We start from the raw sequence: 18,457 nt of genomic DNA, 5'->3' as shown, positions 1-18,457 counted from the left end.
CGACCAGCCCACAGGTATGCCACTTGCCCCCATTCCCGTTTTCCGAAGCGGATACAATCCAACATTCTGGCCCACCCCCGAAGAGTTCGGAGGTGGTGATCGTTGGCGGCGGCGTTATCGGCGTGACGACAGCGCTTTTCCTGGCGCAGCGCAACATTCCGGTGACGCTGCTGGAAAAAGGGCGTGTAGCGGCTGAACAGTCGTCCCGGAATTGGGGCTGGATTCGAAAGCAAGGACGCGACGCCGACGAGTTGCCCATCGTCATCGAGGCTATTCGCCTGTGGCGGCAACTGGCTGAGGAATGCGGCGAAGACATCGGCCTGACCCAAACAGGTGTGACCTACCTGGCGAACACCGACAAGGACATGGCCGGCTTCGAAGCGTTCATGAAGATCGCCGCGATGCATGCGCTCGACACCCGTCTCCTGGACGGAAACGAAACCGCGACACTCATCAAAGGCATGTCGCGCAAATTCAAGGGCGCGATGACGACGCCCTCCGACATGCGTGCGGAGCCTTGGCTGGCGGTGCCTGCACTTGCCCGGCTCGCCGTGCGAAAAGGCGTCAAAATCGTGGAGAACTGCGCGGCGCGAACCCTCGAAATCTCAGGCGGCAAGGTCAAGGGCGTGTGGACCGAGGCGGGGTATATCGAGGCCTCCAGCGTATTGGTCGCCGGAGGCGCCTGGTCATCCCTGTTCCTGAGAAGACACGGCGTCTCCATCCCCCAGCTCAGTGTCAGGGTAACCGTCGCCGCAACCGAGCCCCTGGCTGAAATCTATGCAGGCGCGGCGACTGACGAACACATCGCTTTCCGGCGCCGGCAGGATGGCGGCTACACGCTCGCCGCGGGCGGCAGCCATCTGCATTACCTGGGACCTGATGCATTCCGGCACGCCTCCAAATACCTTCCTGCGCTGAGGGACAATCCGCTGGGGACACGCTACTTTCCGTTCGCGCCGTCAGGTTACCCCGATGCCTGGTCGACGCCGCGCGATTGGGCGCCGGATTCGCACAGCCCTTTCGAGAGAATGCGGGTGCTCGACCCGGCCCCGGAACCGGCCCGTCTGCGTTCGATAGAACGCAAGTTCAAGCACCTCTTTCCGCAGTTCGAGACGGTTCGCCTGAAGGCAAGCTGGGGTGGCATGATCGATGCCATGCCCGACGTCGTCCCCGTCGTGGATCGGGTAGAGGCAGTCGGCGGCCTTTTCGTCGCGACGGGGATGAGCGGTCACGGCTTCGGCATCGGGCCTGGCATAGGCCGCGTCGTTGCGGACATGATTCAGGGAAACGAGACCGGACACGACCTCAGCCGCTTCCGCCTGTCACGCTTCCATGATGGCAGCCCTGTCCGGTTAGGTCCGGCGCTCTGAATTCTCAGGCTCACTTCTGGGCCGCAGCCGCCGCCTTCGTATCCAGCAGGCCATAGCCGAAATCCTTGTCGCGGCCTTTCGGGCCAAGATCCCTGGCGGTGGCGGCAAGCGCCTTTTCGATGTCGTCAGCCGAGCGCTCGGGCGAGGCGTGGATCAGGTTGGCGATGGCGCCGGAGACAATCGCGGCGGCAAACGAAGTGCCGGTGACGACGTCCGAGCCGGCGCCGCTCGGCGCCACCATCTCGACGCCGGGCGCCGAGATGAAGACATAAGCGCCGCGATTGGCCTGCTGCATCAGCCCGTCCTTGGCGTCGGTGGCGGTGACCGCGATCACGCCGTCATAGGCGGCGGGGTAGCCATAGGGCGCTTTCGGCCCGTTGTTGCCGGCAGCAGCGACCAGGATGATGCCGAGCCCGCGCGCATTGCGGCAGGCGGTGGCGAGCAGATCGTTCTTGGGGCCGACGAAACTCATATTGATGATGCTGACATTCTGGTCCGCCGCCCAGTCGAGCGCCGACAGGATGACATCCATGGTCGACCTGCCGTCCTCGAAGGCGCGGGCGTGATAGATCCTGGCGCCGGGCGCCATGCCTTCGAGCGCGCCGACGCCGGCGATCAGTCCGTCGACCGAGGTACCGTGGTCACGCTTTTCGACCGGCACGTTGGGCATGGCGTCGAACTGGTCGGCAATGACGCCGGACAGCGCCGGATTGGTGTCGTCTATGCCGGTGTCGATGACGGCGATGCGCACGTTTTCGCCACTGGCTTGCTTGTTGTCGAGCTGAATGCGCTCGAAGGCATAGTTGACGATGCCGGCCGCCTGCTGCAGCGAATAGATATGGTTTGGCTCGCGCCGCAGGGTGCGGCCATCGGCGGCCAGCTGCGCCAGCACGGCGCCGACCGGGCGGCCGTCGGGAATGCCGAAGCGCACCAGTGTGGTGCCGAGCAGCCGCGACAGGCGCTGCGAGCGCACTTCAAGGCCGAAGGAGGCGGCGATCTGCTGGACGGCGCCGGCATCGCCGCCGACGGTCACCAGCACCTCGTCCGGCACGAACTCGCCGGCGATGGCACGCCGCGGCGCGGTCGCGACAAGATCGGTCGGCGAAACGATCGCCCCGCCGGCGGGTGGCCCGGCCTGCGTGTCGGCAGGCGGCGCTGACGGCCGTGGCGTCGGCACGGGCGCTTCGGGAGCCGGTGGGTTGGGAAACAGGTCGACAATCAGGGCCGGAAGGGTAACTGCGCCTGGTTCGCCGCCGACGTTGGCCTCATTGCCATCTTTCGGGCAGTCGGCAGCCGCCGCTCCGGCTGCGTCGGTGCAGTCGGCCCAGCCGGCATTGGGATCATTGGTCTGCGCCGACGCCGGCACTGCGACGATTTCCATCGCCGCCACCAGGATCGCCGCAAATCGAACGACCGCCCTAGCTGCCATCAACCGGTTTCCTTCCCTCGATCACAGTCTCCGCGAACGGCTGGGCGGCAATAAGGCCGACGAGCCTGGTGTAGTCTGCTCCGGTCTTGACCGGGATGGCAATGCGGAAGACGCCCGAGGCGGTCGGCCCGCCGGCGATCTTCAGCGCGTTCTGGTCGAGGAAGACGGCGATGTCGGACATCTTCGCATCCGGCTTGAACTTGACCAGCGCGAACGGCAGTTTCGCCAGATCATCCTCGGCGCCGGCAATCTCGAAATCATGGCTCTTGCCGCCGGTCTGCACGTAGGACTGCACCACGACCAACGCCAGCAGCACCGCCGCTGCCGCCCAGGCGACACCGACCGGCACCGCCATGAAACGGCCGAGTGCCTGCGCCAGCCAGGAACGGCCCGCGGGAGCGCGGACCGGTCCGGCTTCGGCGTCGAGCGCCCTGGCAAAGCGGCTGAGCGCATCGGCCGGCGGCCGGATCGCCTCGTTGGCGGCGGTGGCGCCCGAGAATTCCGCCTCAGCCTCGACAAGCGCCGCCATCGCCGCCGGATCGTTCGCCAGCCATTCCTCGACGGCTTCGAGGTCCGAGCCTTCCAGCGAGCCGTTCAGGTAGAACGGCAGCAGCGTTTCCATTTCGTCACGGCGCGACATCTTTTCAGCGGCGCTCATATCTTCAGGATTGCTCATGGCCATCCCCTGTCGTAACCGGCGGCCTTGAGGGCTTCGCCGAGTTTCTTGCGGGCGTAGAACATTCGGGTCTTGACGGTGGCGACCGGGATGCCGAGCACATCGCCGATCTCCGTCACCGACTGTCCGTGGTAATAGGCAAGGTCGATCACCGAGCGGTGTTCCTCCGGCAAGGCATCGACGAAGCGCCGCAAAGCGGCGCCCTTGTCTTCCTTCATGGTGGCGACTTCCGGCGTGTCGGCGCCGTCGGGAACCTGCGCCGCATCATCGTCATCGATCCAGTCTTCTTTTTTCTTGCGAAGCATCGACAGCGCCTTGAACCGGGCGATGCCGAGCAGCCATGTCGAGACTTCCGAGCGCCCTTCGAAACCGGGCGCCTGGCGCCACAGCTCGAGAAAGACCTCGTTTGCGATGTCGTCGGCCATCATTTCCGATCCCGTCTGGCGCACCACGAAGCGGTAGACCCGCGCGTGGTGACGCATGAACAGCAGCCGAACAGCGGCACGGTCGCCCTTCGCGACCCGGTCGACAAGCGCGCGATCAGTCTCGGTCGCTGCCGTCATGGCCGGTCGAGCCGCCTGGCTCCTGTCTGCTCTGTCGCCGATAGGTTCAAAAAGGTTCATCCTTCCGCCAAGGAATTTTGGCGAAGCTAACCGAAGAGAGGGAGTGTTGCCAGAGCGTCTCCCTTCTCCCCGTCACTATACGGGGAGAAGGTGGCGGTGTCCGAACCGGATAGATAGGTAACAGAATGGACCGATAGCATGGGTGACAGTTTTCTTGTCCGCCGGAGGACCGGCGATGGTTTGGCGAGAGACTGGCATCATGGACGAGCGGCTACGGTTTGTTGTGGAGTGTCTTTCTGGGGATGAGACGATGGTTGCGCTTCGGCCTACGGGATCTCACGCAAGAACGGCTACAAATGGCTAGGACGCTATCGGACGTTTGGGCCTGAGGGTTTGCACGACCTGCCGCGAGCCCCGCTCAATCATGGCCGGGCGACAGCTCAGGATCTGGTTGAGCGGATTGTGGCGGCCAAGGAGCTGCATCCGCTTTGGGGTCCAAAGAAGATCGTGGCACGGCTCAGGCGCACGGCTCCCGAGTTCATGTGGCCTTCAGCCTCGACGGTCGGCGCGATCCTTGCGCGGCATGGGCTTGTCCGCGCCCGCAAGCGACCCCGCCTGCGGGCCTGCGGCAATGGACCCTGGCCACAGCCGCAAGAACCGAACGCGGTGTGGACTGGCGATCACAAGGGCTGGTTCCGGACCCGCGACGGCTGGCGTTGCGAACCCTTGACGGTGATGGATGCGTCGAGCCGCTATCTTCTGGCGCTCGAAGCGACGGGGTCGACGGCCGATAGCGAAGCCTGGCCGGTGTTTGAGCGGCTGTTTGAAGAGCATGGCCTGCCGGATCGCTTCAGAAGCGACAATGGCCCGCCCTTCGCATCGGCCGGCGTCACCGGGCTGACGCCGCTTGTCGTGCGCTTCATCAAGCTCGGCATCACCCTGGAGCGGATCGCACCCGGCAGGCCACAGCAGAACGGACGTCACGAGCGCTTTCACCTGACCATGCTGCCGATGGCCGAGGCACCGGAAGCCGACCGAACGGCACAGGGCCAGGCCTTCGAGACCTTCCGCCACAGCTACAATGAGGAACGTCCCCATGAGGCGCTGGGCATGGATACGCCCGCCCAGCACTACCGGTCCTCACAGCGCGCCATGCCCAGGACACCACCCGAGCCCGTCTATCCGGCCGAGGCCTCGGTCCGCCGCGTGCGCCACAATGGCGAGATCCGATGGAATGGCGGCTTCATATATGTCTCGCAAGCGCTGGCGGGCGAACCGGTCGCTGCGTTGGAGACCGAAGACGGACAATGGACACTCTCATTCCATGCCCACCCGCTCGGCATCATCGACACACGGCACATGAAGCTTGTCCGCCGCAGCGCCGCGCCAACCAATCCGCTTGGCGCTGCGGCGGACGCATAGGGGGAGAGAAGTGTCACCTATGTATCCGGTTCAAAGTGTTACCCATCTATCGGCTGGACAGCGGCAGGCGGATGAGGGGCGGCGCCGGCGTTGGGGTATTTATTTTGATGTTAGCGCTGCCCCTCACCCTTACCCTCTCCCCGTATAGTGACGGGGAGAGGGGGTAGCGAACGGCGGCTCAGCGACGACCTCCGTCACCCCAAAAACGGCTTAGCCTTCATGGTCTCCGGCACCGGCACACCCAGCCGCTTCAGCACCGTCGGCGCCAGTTGCAGTTGATCAAGCAGCGTGTCCGGATCCGGCCCTTTGCCGGCTCCGAAATAATACAGCGCGAAATCCTGCATTTCATCGTCACGGCCGCCATGATGGCCGCGGTCTGTCTGGCCGTGGTCGGCGGTTACGATCACCTCGTAACCGGCCTGCCGCCAGCCCGGCAGGAAGGCTGCCAGCATGCCGTCCATCGCATAGCAGGCATGGTCCATTTCGTGGCAGTCATGGCCGAAGCGGTGGCCCATCGAATCCAGAGTGCAGGTGTGCAGGATACCGTAGTCGATGGCATGGCGCCGGGTCAGCATGGTCAGCGTCGCAAACAGGTCGACATCGCTCGGCGTCATCTGGTTGCGGGCATTGTAGCCGGTCATGGTGTGGAAGCGGCCATGCGCGATCGGTCCGTTGGGCTCGTCATACTCCATGTCCTCGACCAGATCGAACGGATAGGAACGGAAGAATTCGGACCAGTAGGAATGCGTCACTGCGCCGGTCTTGCCGCCGGCCTTGCTGACCTCGGAGAAAATATCCGGCTTGTTGACGAGAAAACGGTTCTCGTTGGATAGGATGCCGTGCTCCTGCGGCGAAACCCCGGTGTGGATCGAGGCATAGCAGCAGGCCGAGGTCGACGGCAGCACCGAGCGCATCTTCCACACCTGCGCCTCGCCCGACTGCACCCAGCCCTCGAGATTGCCCATCAGCCGGCGCCAGTTCCGGTAGGGCACGCCATCGAGAATGATGAGCAGCAGTTTGGTCTTGAGCGCCATGGGCGGCTCCGGAAAGCTTTTGCCGTTGAAGGAAGTTTTCGCGACAAAGGCCGCGAATTCCCTACTAATTCCCCGCGCTCGCCATGCGCCGTCCCTTGATCGCCTTTTCCAGCCAGCCGATCTCCATCTCGGGAACGGACGACAGCAGCAGGTCGGTATAGGCGTCGAAGGGCGGCGTCAGCACCTTGCTCTTGGCGCCGTAGCGCACCACCTCGCCGCGGTACATCACCGCGATCGAATCGGCGATCGACTTCACCGTCGCCAGATCGTGAGTGATAAAGAGGTAGGCGACCTTCTCGTGCTGCTGCAGGTTGAGCAGCAGCTTGAGAATGCCGTTGGCCACCAGCGGGTCGAGCGCCGATGTCACCTCGTCGCAGATGATCAGCTTGGGCTTGGCGGCGAGCGAGCGGGCGATACAGACGCGCTGTTTCTGGCCTCCGGAGAGTTCGGCCGGATAACGATCGAGAAAGCCCTTGCCCATCTCGATCTCGTCGAGCAGTTCGGCGACGCGCTTGTCGCGCTCGCGGCCGCGTATGCCGAAGTAGAATTCCAGCGGCCGGCCGATGATGGTGCCGACGGTCTGGCGCGGGTTCATCGCCACGTCGGCCATCTGATAGATCATCTGCAACTGGCGCAGATCCTCCTTCGGCCGGTCGGCAAGCCGGTTGGCGAGCGGCCTGCCATCGAAGGTGACGGTGCCTTCCTCGGGCGGCAACAGCCCGGTGATGGCGCGCGCCAGCGTCGACTTGCCAGAGCCGGATTCACCGACGACCGCCAGCGTCTGTCCCGGATAGATGTCGACCGAGACGTTCTTCAGCACCTTGACGTGGCTGCCGCCGTAAGCGGCGGTGACGTTCTTGACCGACAGGAACGGCGCGGCGCCGGGCTTCTGCTCGGCATGCTCGATCTCATGCACCGAGACCAGCGCATTGGTGTATTCCTGGCGCGGCTCCTTGATGATCTGGCGAGTGCCGCCCCATTCGACCAACCTGCCATGGCGCAGCACCATGATCTCGTCCGAGACCTGGGCGACGACGGCAAGATCGTGGGTGATGTAGAGCGCCGCGACATGGGTGTCGCGGATGGCGTCCTTGATCGCCGCCAGAACGTCGATCTGCGTCGTCACGTCGAGCGCCGTGGTCGGCTCGTCGAAGACGATCAGGTCGGGTTCCGAACACAGCGCCATCGCCGTCATCACGCGCTGCAACTGGCCGCCGGAGACCTGGTGCGGGAAGCGTTCGCCGATGATTTCGGGGTTTGGCAGGCTGAGCTTCTTGAACAACGCCACGGCACGTTTCTCTGCCTCGGCGCGTGTCGCCGTGCCGTGCAGCAGCGTTGCTTCCACCACCTGGTCCATCAGCTTGTGCGCCGGGTTGAAGGCGGCGGCCGCCGACTGCGCGACATAGCAGACCTCGCGGCCGCGCAATTTGCGGAAACCTTCCTTGCCGCCCTTGAGGATATCGCGGCCGTTGAGCAGCACCTCTCCGCCGGTGATGCGCACGCCGCCACGGCCATAGCCCATCGACGACAGGCCGATGGTCGACTTGCCGGCGCCGGACTCGCCGATCAGGCCGAGCACCTTGCCCTTTTCCAGCGTCAGCGAGACATCGTGGACCAAAACGATGTTCTTCGGCGCCTCGCCGGGCGGAAACACTGTCGCTTCGATGCGCAGATTGCGGATATCGAGCAGCAGGCCGGGCTTTGCTTTTGTGTCAGCCATCACCCGCGTCCTCCCTTCAGGCTTGTCGTGCGGTTGAGCACCCAGTCGGCGACCAGATTGACCGAAATCGCCAGTGCTGCGATCGCCGCGGCGGGAATGAGTGCCGCCCCGATACCGAAGACGATGCCGTCCTTGTTCTCCTTGACCATGCCGCCCCAGTCGGCATCCGGCGGTTGCACGCCAAGCCCGAGAAAGGACAGCGTCGACAAGAACAGCACCGCGTAGATGAAGCGCAGGCCAAGTTCCGAGACCAGCGGCGAAAGCGCGTTGGGCAGGATCTCGCGGAAGATGATCCAGCCGCTGCCTTCGCCCCGCAGCTTGGCGGCCTCGACATAATCCATGACGTTGATGTCGACGGCCACCGCGCGCGACAGCCGGTAGACGCGGGTCGAGTCGAGGACGCCCATCACCAGGATCAGCGTCACCAGGTTGGTCGGCAGCACCGAAAGCACGACGAGCGCCATGATCAAGGTCGGGATCGACATCAGCAGATCGACAAGGCGCGACAGCAGCGTGTCGAACCAGCCGCCGAACACCGCCGCCGAAAAGCCGAGGATGGCGCCGAGCGAGAATGACAGCGCGGTGGCCAGCACCGCAATGAACAGCGTGATGCGAGCGCCGTAGATCATGCGCGACAGAAGATCGCGACCGAGATTGTCGGTGCCCAGCAAATGTGCCGCCGTCATCGGTTCCCAGACATCGCCGACGATTTCGGCATTGCCGTACGGTGCGATCAACGGTGCGAAAACTGCCGCCAGCACGAACATAGCTGTCAGCACGATGCCGATCAGTGCGGGGATGGGGATGCGTTTGATGTCGAGCATGCCCGCCGCCTATTTCGGATGTCTGAGGCGCGGATTGGCGACAATCGCCCCGATGTCCGCAATGATGTTCAGGCTGATATAGACGGCGGCGAAGACCAGGCCGACCGCCTGCACCACCGGCACGTCGCGCTTGGTGACGTGGTCGACCAGATATTGTCCCATGCCGGGATAGACGAAGATCACCTCGACCACGACGACGCCGACGATGAGGTAGGCGAGGTTGAGCATGACGACGTTGATGATCGGCGCTATGGCATTGGGGAAAGCATGCTTGCGGATGACGTTGAAGGCCGACAGGCCTTTCAGTTCTGCCGTCTCGACATAGGCCGACTGCATGACGTTGAGGATGGCCGCGCGGGTCATGCGCATCATATGCGCCAGCACAACCAGCGTCAGCGCGGTGGCCGGCAACGCGATCGCCTGCATGCGCTCACCGAACGGCATGCCGTCATAGACCGTGGAAATGGCCGGGAACCATTGATACTTCACGGCAAAGAAATAGACGAGCACATAGCCGATGAAGAATTCCGGGAAAGATGTCGAGGCGAGCGCCAGGCCGGAGATCAGCTTGTCGACCCAGCCATTGCGGTAACGCACGGCGATCAGGCCGAGGATGATGGCCAGCGGCACGGCCACGATCGCAGCCCAGAAGGCGAGGAACAGCGTGTTCCACAGCCGCCCCTTGATCGATGTGGCAATATCCTGGCCGCTCGACATCGCCGTGCCAAGATCGCCGGTGAGCACACCGCCTAGCCAATGGAAATACCTGATGTAAGCCGGCTGATTCAGGCCGAGCTGCTCGCGCAGATTGGCGAGCGATTCCGGCGTCGCCGACTGTCCGAGAATGGCTTGCGCGACGTCGCCGGGCAGGATCTGGGTGCCGGCGAAGATCAGGACCGAAACGGCCAGCAAGAGGACGATGCCCAGCGCAACGCGCTGGGCCACAAGTTTCACGACGGGTGAGGACATATCCGCAAAGCCGGGCTCAGGCTTCGAGCCAGCACTTCGCCAGCGCGTAGCCGTTCATCAGCTCCTGATGCGGATCGTCTACCCAGCCGCCGACCTTGGCGCCTGTCGCATCGATGAACTGATTGAACATCGGCAGGATCAGGCCGCCCTCGTCGCGCACCAGCACGGCCATGTCGTGGTACATCTGCTTGCGCTTGGTCTCGTCGAGTTCGGCGCGTGCGGCCAGCACCAGCTTGTCGAAGTCCGGACGCTTGAAACGGGTGTCGTTCCAGTCGGCGGTCGACAGATAGGCGGTCGAGTACATCTGGTCCTGGGTCGAGCGGCCGCCCCAATAGGAGGCGCAGAAGGGCTGCTTGTTCCAGACCTCGTTCCAGTAGCCGTCGCCGGGCTCGCGCTTGAGCTCGATCTTGATGCCGGCCTTGGCCGCGCTCTGCTGGAAGAGCTGCGAGGCGTCGACCGCGCCCGGGAAGGCGACGTCGGAGGTGCGCAGCAGCACGGTGCCGTCATGGCCCGACTTCTTATAGTGGAACTTGGCCTTGTCGGGATCATATTTGCGCTGCTCGATCTCGGAAAACAGCGGATAGGACGAATTGATCGGGAAGTCGTTGCCGAGCGAGCCGTAGCCGCGCAGCACCTTGTTCAGCATCTCTTCGCGGTCGATCGCGAGCTTCAGCGCCATGCGCAGGTCGCTGTTGTCGAAGGGCGCGGTGTTGCAATGCATGATGAAGACGTAGTGGCCGGGGCCGGCATGGTTGCGGATGGTGACGCCCGGTACGCGCTTGATGAGGTCGACGATCTTCGGCTCGACGCGGTTGATCATGTTGACCTGGCCGCCCTGCAGGGCCGCCGTGCGCGCGGTCGCGTCGTTGATGACGATGATCTCGATCTGGTCGGCATGGCCCATCTTGTCGGCCTGCCAGTAATTGGCGAAGCGCTCGCCGCCATGGCGCACGCCGGGCTCGTTGGTAGTGACCTTGTAGGGTCCTGCCGAGATGCCGGCATCCGCCTTGTCCTTGCCGCCGTTGGGCTGGACGATGAGGTGGTAGTCGCTGAGGAGATAGGGAAGGTCGGCGTTGGCCTCCTTCAGCGTCAGGACGACTTCCTTGCCACTGGCCTTGATGCTGTCGATGCCTTTCATGTAGCCCAGCGCGCCGGACTTCGATTTTTCATCGGAATGGCGCTCGAGGGTTGCCGCCACATCCTCAGCGGTCACCGTCTTGCCGTTGTGGAATTCGACGCCGTCGCGGATTTTCAGCGTCCACACCTTGGCGTCGTCCGACGAGCCGATCTCTTCGGCGATGCGGTTCTCGAGTTTGCCTTCCGGGGACAGCTCGACGATCAGCTCGCCCCACATCTTGCCAAAAGCGAACGGCACTTGCGTCATGAACAAAGCCGGGTCCAGGCTGTTCGTGGATTCGCCGCCGACGAGGCCGGCCTTCAGCGTGCCGCCCTTGACCGGGCCTTCCGCGCGAGCCGCACTGGAAAGCAGCATATTGGCGAAGGGCGCTGTGACGCCGAGTGCTGCGGCGCGGCCGAGGAAATCACGACGGCTCAGCTTGCCGGACGCAACGCGCCGGCTCAGATATTCGAGTTCGTTGGACATTTGAGTTCCTCACTCTGTTGGTTCGACCTTATGGTCGTTTTTTGCTTGTTGTTACCAAAGGGATATTGACCGGAAGGCAAAGCCGTAAGCAAGACGGAATGCGACATGCCGTGGCGTAAATCGTGCGTCGCAACTGGACCAGTCGGGTCGACGCTCAGAGCAGGTCGCGCGGGATCGTCTCTTCGAAATCGCGTTCGAAAACCAGCGTTTCGCCCTCATAGGCTTCGATTCTGGCGCTGACGATGAAGTTTTGCGCATCGCAGCGCATTTCAGCCGACGTCTCGGTGCGCACCGACCATCCGTTTCGCGACAAGGTCTGCGTCCAGTGCGTGCGGCCCGAGGCAGACAGCGGGTCGTCGGGGTGGATCGTCCAGCTCTCGCGGGCAATGCTGCCATTGGCCAGTCCATGCGCGAGATCGCGCACTTCTCCGAAATCATCCGTGATCGACAGCGTGACGATGCCGGTCTTCTCATCGCGATCGACGTGACGCTCGGAATTCGCTGCACGAACTGTCGCGGTTGCCCAGGGTGTTGCGCCTTCGGGAGACTGGAACGAGGTCTCGTCGGCTTTTGCGAGCGGGCGCAGCGGCAGCCTCAGCGTCGCCGCTGAAAGGTCGAGCCGCACCGGCTCCGGCGACGGCCAGATCATCGGCCAGTAAGCATTGGAAACCGCGATGCGCAGGCGGTGTCCGGCCGGCACGCGGTAGGCGCACTGGTCGAGAATAACGCGCGCCGAAACCGTTTCGCCCGGCACCAGCGCTTGCGGCTGTTCGTGCGAAGAACGATGCGTCAGGTTGAGCACGCCGTAGGAGATCAGTTCCGAGGCGCCGTCGGGGTGCACGTCGCACAGTCGAACCGCGATGTTCGCCTGCGGGCGATCGGACGACACCCGGATGAGAAGCTCCGGCGCGCCGACGATGTCGAGTGTCTCGGCAAGCACAGGCTGATCGAAGCAGACGGACAGCGCATCGTCCGGGCGCTGGTCGCCCGGCAGTTCCGGGCCAAAGGTGAAGGGAAAATATTCGCCGCCGGCGAGCCCGCAGCTTTGCGGGGTCGCCACGATCGCCGGCCTGACGCCGTCAGCAATGAGTTCGATCGCCCCGACCTTGATGTTGGGAGACGGCCATTCCTGTTCGGCCACCCAACGGCCCGGCCGCTCCGGGTGCCAGCGCGCCGGCCGCACACTGTCCATGACATAGGCGCGGTAGTCCGGGTCGGCCTCGACGCCGGTGTCGACGCCCTTCAACCAGCTGTCCCACCAGCGCAACGCCTCCTGCAGGAAGCCGATGGGGGGTTTGGGTTCGGCATAATGCGGGTATTTGTGGATCCATGGCCCGACAATGCCCTTCACCGGCGCCTGGATGTTGGTGACCAGATGCGAAATCGTGTTGCGGTAGCCGTCATGCCAGCCGCCGATCGACAGCACGGCGGCTTTGACCGCGGAGAAATCCTCGCAGATCGAACCGCGTTTCCAATAGGCGTCGCGATGCTGATGGCTGAGCCAGAGCGGCAGAAGGAAAGACTGGTTCTCCAGCCGCGTCAGCCAGAGGTCGCGCCAGCGGTTGTCGCCCGCAATCAGCGGATCCGGCGGTCGCGACGAATAGGACAACATGGTCGAGGCCCAGCCGAAATTTTCCGTCAAAAGGCAGCCGCCCTTGTAGTGGATGTCATCGGCGTAGCGGTCGACGGTCGAGCACAGGCTGATCACCGCCTTCAGCGCCGTCGGCTGCTTGGCCGCCACCTGCAGGCAGTTGAAGCCACCCCAGGAAATGCCCATCATGCCGACACTGCCGTTGCACCAGGGCTGTGCTGCCGCCCAGGCAATCACATCGCAGGCGTCCTGCAATTCCTGCTCGGAATATTCGTCGTCCATCAGACCTTCGGAATCGCCATTGCCGCGCATGTCGACGCGGATCGAGGCGTAGCCGTGGCCGGCAAAATAGGGATGCGTCAGCTGATCGCGAAAGATGGTGCCGTCGCGCTTGCGGTAGGGCAGGTGCTCGAGGATCGCCGGCACCGGATCGCTGCTGGCGTCCTCCGGCATCCAAACCCGCGCCGACAGCCGGCAACCATCCGGCATGACGATGCCCATATCGGGGAATTCGACGACCTTGCGGGGAAATTCGGTGATGGTTTTCATGCGATGCTCCAGGATGTCAGTGACGCATGGAGCGGGCATGTCATGAAGTCAAACGGGCGACGGCCGGTGTCGCCGCGACGACGCCACGATATGTAGCCCGATTGTTTTGCCCTGATGTTGCAGGATTATAATTAATGTATTACATTTATTAACTGAACCCAACGTGATGAGGATTTCGCCTGAAAATCGTTTGGGATGAGCCAAAGCGCGTGACGAACCTGGACAGCCGGGGTCTCGATTTTGCCGAACTCGATATTGAGTTTTTTTGCGACTTCAACCGTCCTTCCAGCCAAGGCCGACCGGTTCAAGGCGATTGGCGAATTCGGAGAGATCATCCTGGCCGTGATTTTCAAGCCGCTTGGTTCGGAGGCGATTTCGGTGATCTCGATGCGCCGTGCCAGCCGAAAGGAAAGGTCAGTATATGAACAATCCTAAATCGCGTGTTCGACCGCTTACCGATGCGGAGGAAGGGGAAATTCAAAGACAAATTGTTGATGATCCCGACGATGCGGAGACGACAGACGAACAGTTGGCGCAAGCCAGGCCTTTCGCGGAAGTGTTTCCAGAACTTTTCGAGAGCATAAGGCGTGCTCGTGGCCGGCCAGCCGTGGAGAAGCCTAAGCAAGTCGTGTCCATCCGTCTGGATCAGGATGTCATCAGTAAATTCAAGGCGACCGGCAAGGGCTGGCAGGCCAGGATCAACGAGGTGCTGAAAAACGCGAAGGTAGGCTAGGCAATCCGCGTCAGTTCAGCGGAATGTCGTTTTCGGACTTGCGCGCCTGATAAGCGCCGGACAGTTCGTCGTAGCGGGTGGAAATATTGCCGATCCTTGCCTCAAGCCGGCCGCGCTCGGCCTCGGGCAGCGCCCGCACCAGCCTGCGAATGGAAAAACTCTTCCAATAAGTGTTCTCGGCATTGTAGCCGCCGGGATCAAGAGTGAAGACCTCTTTCAGGATTTTCAGATCGTGCGGGATCGCAAAGCTGTCGCGTGAATCCTCGTGGCTGAAGAGGTAGTAGAAATTGTCGAAGCCGGTCCAGGTGATCGCCGACAGGCAGAGCGAGCAGGGCTCATGCGTGGCGATGAAGATGGCGTCCTTGGTGTCGACGCGCTCGGCTTTCGGCATTTCATAGAAACGCTTCAGGCAGTGCACCTCGCCATGCCAGAGCGGATTTTCCATCTCGTTGTTGGTTTCGGCCAGCACCAGCGAGCGGTCGCCCTTCCGCAGGATGGCGGCGCCGAACAGCTTGTTCCCATGGGCCACGCCCTCTGCCGTTTTCGGCACGATGTCGTGCTCGATGACATCGAGCAGGCGGTCGATCAGCGATATGTCGGTCATTTCTCAGGTCTCGTTGGGGAGATGGATTTCGTAGGGGTGCGAGAAATGGAACTCTTCGAGGTTGGAGCCGTCACCGCCGCGGTCGACGATGACGAAATCCTGCGCTTCACCGAGTGGTGTCAGCACGCCGTGCCAGAGATTGCGCGGATAGTTGACGCCTTGCCCGGGTGCGGTGATGAAGGCATGCGGCTCGCGCGGACCGTCCTTGCCGTCATGGCAGACGACGACCAGGAAAGGCCGCGGTGACAGCGGGATGAACGCCTGGCTGCCTAAGGGATGGCGCTCGACCATGGTCAGCTTCAGCGGCAGGTCGTAAGGCGTGCCGCGCGCCATCGAGATCAGCACGCAGGCATTCGGTCCCGCGGCTTCAGCGGTGGCGAGATTGTGGTAGCGCTCGGTCTTGCCGCCATTGATCGGATAGTGATTGCCGCCGCCCATGTCGATGACATCGCCGAAGCCGGCAAAGCTTTCGCGGGTCAGCGGCCGCGCTGTGATGCGGGTCACCGCGCGCGACCGCCAATGCCCGCCCCGCCGAGCTTGGCGTGCCGGTTGACGTCCTTGTAAAGGAGATAGCGGAATTTGCCTGGGCCGCCCGCGTAGCAGGCCTGCGGGCAGAAGGCGCGCAGCCACATGAAGTCGCCGGCCTCGACCTCGACCCAGTCCTGGTTGAGGCGGTAGACCGCCTTGCCTTCCAAGACATAGAGCCCGTGCTCCATGACATGCGTCTCGGCAAACGGGATGACGGCGCCAGGCTCGAGCGTAACGATGGTGACATGCATGTCGTGGCGCATGTCGGCTGGATCGACGAAACGGGTCGTCGCCCAGCGACCCTCGGTGCCGGGCATCGGCGTCGGCGTCATTTGCTGGTCACTGCTGAACAGGACTTCCGGCGCGTCGATGCCGTCGGCGGCCTCATAGGCCTTCCTGATCCAGTGGAAGCGTACGGCGTCGCGACCTTCGTTGCGCACCGTCCAGCCGCTGTCCGGCGGCAGGAAGGCAAAACCGCCGGCTTGCAGCACGTGCTTCTTGCCGGCCAGCGAAACGGTCAACTCGCCCTCAACCACGAACAGCACGCCCTCGGCGCCGGCGTCCGGCTCGGGCCGGTCGCTGCCGCCGCCGGGCAGGACCTCGACGATGTACTGCGAAAATGTCTCGGCGAAACCCGAAAGCGGCCTGGCGATGATCCAGGCCCTGGTCTCGTCCCAGAACGGCAGTGGGCTGGTGACGATGTCCTGCATCACTCCCTTCGGTATGACGGCATAGGCCTCGGTGAAGACGGCGCGGCCGGTCAAAAGCTCATTTTGGCCGGGATGGCCGCCATGCGGTGCATAATAGGTTTTCTGGTCAGTCTTGATCATATCCATTGGGTCCTGACCCCTCAGTCATTTCATTAGAGCGGGAGCATGTCTTTCAGGCGGAGCAGCGCGATGCGCTCGACCTGTTTGCAGGCGGTATCGAGTTCTACGCCACGGCTGTTGCCGATGCGCGCCTCGAACTCGGCGAGGATCTCCTCCTTGGTCTTGCCCCGCACCGCGATGATGAAGGGAAAGCCGAAGGTGGTGACGTAAGCGGCGTTGAGCTTGGAAAACAGCTCGCGCTCCTTGTCGGTCAGCGCGTCGAGGCCGGCGGAGGCCTGCTCGCGTGTGGATTCCGCAGTGAGGCGTCTCGCTTCGGCCAGTTTGCCAGCGAGATCGGGATGGGCGTTGAGGACACCGATCCGCTCGGTTTCGCTGGCGGCGCGGAAGACGCGGCAGAGCGCATTGTGCAGGCCGCCGGCGCTGTCATGCGCCGGCCCAAGCTCCAGCTCATAGGCACGTTCGGCGATCCAGGGCGAATGTTCGAACACGCCGCCGAAAGTGTCGACGAAGGTCTCGAACGCCATCTTCGACGGCTTGAGCGCCGCCGGCTGGTAGGGGTGGTTCTCCTGCCAGTGCCTGGCGATATCGATGCGCCGTGCCAGCCAGACCTTGTCGTGCGATCTGACATAGTCGACGAAGCGCTTCAGCGCCGCCACCCGCCCGGGACGTCCGACGAGGCGGCAATGCAGGCCGATATTCATCATCCGCGGCCGGCCCGCTTTGCCCTCGGCATAGAGCGTGTCGAAACTGTCCTTCAAATAGGCGAAGAACTGGTCGCCGGAATTGAATCCCTGCGGCGTGGCGAAACGCATGTCGTTGGCATCGAGCGTGTAGGGGATGACGAGTTGCGCGCCGCCGCCGTGCTCGAACCAGTAGGGCAGTTCGTCGTCATAAGTGTCCGACACATAGTCGAAGCCGCCCTCTTCGGCCACCAACCGCACCGTATTGACCGAGGTGCGGCCGGTGTACCAGCCGGTCGGCCGTTGGCCTGTCACCTCGTAGTGCAGCTTGATCGCCGCTTCGAGGTCGCGGCGCTCGTCCTCGGCGCTGTGGTCGCGGTAGTCGATCCATTTCAGCCCGTGCGAGGCCATTTCCCAGCCGGCCTCCTGCATCGCCGCCACCTGGTCGGGCGACCGGGCTAATGCTGAGGCGACCCCGTAGCAGGTCACCGGCACTTGCGCCTCGCTGAACAGGCGCAGCAGCCGCCAGAAGCCTGCCCGCGCGCCATATTCGTAGATCGATTCCATGTTCCAGTGGCGCTGGCCGACCCAGGGCGCGGCGCCGACGATTTCCGACAGAAAGGCTTCCGAGGCCTTGTCGCCGTGCAGCACGCAGTTCTCGCCGCCTTCCTCGTAGTTGACGACGAATTGGACGGCCACATGCGCACCGCCCGGCCATTTCGGATCCGGCGGATTGGCTCCGTAGCCGCGCATGTCTCTAGAGTAACGCATTGCCCCTCCCCGCCGGACGCTGCCGGAAGTTATGATCAGGATAGTCGAAAGGGTTGCTCGCGCATTCCCCCGAAATTTTTGAAAGTGTTTTTGTGCCACTCCGCTCGACCGGGACTTATGCATCGCCTTTAATTGGCGCACAATTCACTGCTTTGTTCGGCTGTATCGGAAATGGGAGGCGCCAGTGGCAGAAACGTCGAAAGCCGATGGCGGACGTCTGACGACGCATGTGCTCGACACCGCGACCGGCAAGCCGGCGGCGGGCCTGTCGATCGCGCTTTATCATCTTGAGAGCGACGCGCGGATACATTTGAAGACCGTCGTCACAAATGCCGACGGCCGCTGCGATGCGCCGCTGCTGGCAGGAGCGGAATTCCGCCTTGGAGAATACGAACTGGTGTTCGCCGCCGGTGACTATCTACGCGGCCAGGGCACCAAACTGCCGGAACCGGCCTTCCTCGACAGTGTGCCGATCCGCTTCGGCATGGCGGAATCCGTGCATTATCACGTGCCGTTGCTTATCTCTCCTTATGGCTACTCGACCTACAGGGGGAGCTGACG

General features: G+C 63.2%; 16 protein-coding genes and 2 pseudogenes. 5 read left to right on the top strand and 13 right to left on the bottom strand.

The window, feature by feature from the left end; all coding sequences use genetic code 11:
• The first annotated feature begins 23 nt into the window (after nt 1-23).
• Nucleotides 24-1,370, top strand: a complete 1,347-nt coding sequence (locus NKH54_RS05150; protein ID WP_353027809.1) for an NAD(P)/FAD-dependent oxidoreductase — start codon at nt 24-26, stop codon at nt 1,368-1,370.
• A gap of 10 nt (nt 1,371-1,380) precedes the next feature.
• Here NKH54_RS05150 and NKH54_RS05145 read toward each other — a convergent pair whose 3' ends face one another.
• From NKH54_RS05145 to NKH54_RS05135, 3 genes are read right to left on the bottom strand one after another with little or no spacing between them, the layout of a single operon-like run.
• Complete coding sequence (locus NKH54_RS05145) at nt 1,381-2,799, bottom strand: S8 family serine peptidase (RefSeq protein WP_353027808.1); 1,419 nt, start codon at nt 2,797-2,799, stop codon at nt 1,381-1,383.
• Nucleotides 2,789-3,457, bottom strand: coding sequence for an anti-sigma factor (locus NKH54_RS05140; protein ID WP_353027921.1), 669 nt, complete (start codon nt 3,455-3,457; stop codon nt 2,789-2,791). The genes NKH54_RS05145 and NKH54_RS05140 overlap by 11 nt, the downstream gene beginning before the upstream one ends.
• A 14-nt stretch (nt 3,458-3,471) precedes the next feature.
• The gene (locus NKH54_RS05135) at nt 3,472-4,038 is read right to left on the bottom strand and encodes a sigma-70 family RNA polymerase sigma factor (protein WP_353027807.1); all 567 of its coding nucleotides are present in this window, start codon (nt 4,036-4,038) and stop codon (nt 3,472-3,474) included.
• A gap of 235 nt (nt 4,039-4,273) precedes the next feature.
• On the opposite strand from NKH54_RS05135, the pseudogene NKH54_RS05130 reads away from it, so the two are divergent.
• A pseudogene (locus NKH54_RS05130) lies at nt 4,274-5,460 on the top strand (integrase core domain-containing protein).
• A gap of 194 nt (nt 5,461-5,654) precedes the next feature.
• On the opposite strand, the gene NKH54_RS05125 reads toward NKH54_RS05130, so the two are convergent.
• The 6 genes from NKH54_RS05125 to NKH54_RS05100 form a co-directional block, all read right to left on the bottom strand.
• Complete coding sequence (locus tag NKH54_RS05125) at nt 5,655-6,494, bottom strand: alkaline phosphatase family protein (protein WP_023683484.1); 840 nt, start codon at nt 6,492-6,494, stop codon at nt 5,655-5,657.
• 64 nt (nt 6,495-6,558) lie between these two features.
• Nucleotides 6,559-8,214, bottom strand: a complete 1,656-nt coding sequence (locus NKH54_RS05120; RefSeq protein WP_023671390.1) for an ABC transporter ATP-binding protein — start codon at nt 8,212-8,214, stop codon at nt 6,559-6,561.
• Nucleotides 8,214-9,038, bottom strand: a complete 825-nt coding sequence (locus NKH54_RS05115; RefSeq protein WP_023671389.1) for an ABC transporter permease — start codon at nt 9,036-9,038, stop codon at nt 8,214-8,216. The genes NKH54_RS05120 and NKH54_RS05115 overlap by 1 nt, the downstream gene beginning before the upstream one ends.
• A 9-nt stretch (nt 9,039-9,047) precedes the next feature.
• On the bottom strand, nt 9,048-10,007 hold the full coding sequence (locus NKH54_RS05110) for an ABC transporter permease (protein WP_023671388.1): 960 nt from the start codon (nt 10,005-10,007) through the stop codon (nt 9,048-9,050).
• A gap of 16 nt (nt 10,008-10,023) precedes the next feature.
• Nucleotides 10,024-11,610 (bottom strand): ABC transporter substrate-binding protein, encoded by a 1,587-nt coding sequence (locus tag NKH54_RS05105; RefSeq protein WP_023671387.1) that lies wholly within the window; start codon nt 11,608-11,610, stop codon nt 10,024-10,026.
• A gap of 154 nt (nt 11,611-11,764) precedes the next feature.
• On the bottom strand, nt 11,765-13,750 hold the full coding sequence (locus NKH54_RS05100) for a CocE/NonD family hydrolase (protein WP_353027806.1): 1,986 nt from the start codon (nt 13,748-13,750) through the stop codon (nt 11,765-11,767).
• Nucleotides 13,751-13,929: 179 nt separating this feature from the next.
• Between NKH54_RS05100 and NKH54_RS05095 the strand changes: the two are divergent.
• Both NKH54_RS05095 and NKH54_RS05090 read left to right on the top strand, forming a co-directional pair.
• A pseudogene (locus tag NKH54_RS05095) lies at nt 13,930-14,185 on the top strand (BrnT family toxin).
• The gene (locus tag NKH54_RS05090) at nt 14,172-14,483 is read left to right on the top strand and encodes a BrnA antitoxin family protein (protein ID WP_023683487.1); all 312 of its coding nucleotides are present in this window, start codon (nt 14,172-14,174) and stop codon (nt 14,481-14,483) included. Before NKH54_RS05095 ends, NKH54_RS05090 begins: the two are co-directional and overlap by 14 nt.
• 10 nt (nt 14,484-14,493) lie before the next feature.
• On the opposite strand, the gene NKH54_RS05085 is transcribed toward NKH54_RS05090, so the two are convergent.
• The 4 genes from NKH54_RS05085 to puuE are packed head-to-tail and all read right to left on the bottom strand — an operon-like array spanning nt 14,494 to nt 17,896.
• Nucleotides 14,494-15,087, bottom strand: coding sequence for a nucleoside deaminase (locus tag NKH54_RS05085; protein WP_352461199.1), 594 nt, complete (start codon nt 15,085-15,087; stop codon nt 14,494-14,496).
• Between the two features lie 3 nt (nt 15,088-15,090).
• Nucleotides 15,091-15,591 carry an ureidoglycolate lyase gene (locus NKH54_RS05080; RefSeq protein ID WP_023732614.1) on the bottom strand — a complete coding sequence of 167 codons (501 nt, stop codon included), beginning with the start codon at nt 15,589-15,591 and terminating at the stop codon, nt 15,091-15,093.
• A complete protein-coding gene (locus NKH54_RS05075; RefSeq protein WP_502895707.1) occupies nt 15,588-16,445 on the bottom strand; it encodes a bifunctional allantoicase/(S)-ureidoglycine aminohydrolase in 858 nt (285 codons plus the stop codon). Before NKH54_RS05075 ends, NKH54_RS05080 begins: the two co-directional genes overlap by 4 nt.
• A 32-nt stretch (nt 16,446-16,477) precedes the next feature.
• Nucleotides 16,478-17,896: an allantoinase PuuE gene (gene puuE, locus NKH54_RS05070; protein ID WP_352627384.1), complete on the bottom strand. Its 1,419-nt coding sequence runs from the start codon at nt 17,894-17,896 to the stop codon at nt 16,478-16,480.
• 184 nt (nt 17,897-18,080) lie between these two features.
• Here puuE and uraH point away from each other — a divergent pair, with 184 nt between their 5' ends.
• The gene (gene uraH / locus NKH54_RS05065; protein ID WP_023694734.1) at nt 18,081-18,455 is read left to right on the top strand and encodes a hydroxyisourate hydrolase; all 375 of its coding nucleotides are present in this window, start codon (nt 18,081-18,083) and stop codon (nt 18,453-18,455) included.
• Nucleotides 18,456-18,457 lie beyond the last annotated feature (2 nt).

It is taken from the genome of Mesorhizobium sp. M1004, from assembly GCF_040318795.1.
GTDB lineage: Bacteria > Pseudomonadota > Alphaproteobacteria > Rhizobiales > Rhizobiaceae > Mesorhizobium.
The sequence above is the reverse complement of the archived record's forward strand: the minus strand, read 5'-3'. Positions and strand labels throughout refer to the sequence as shown.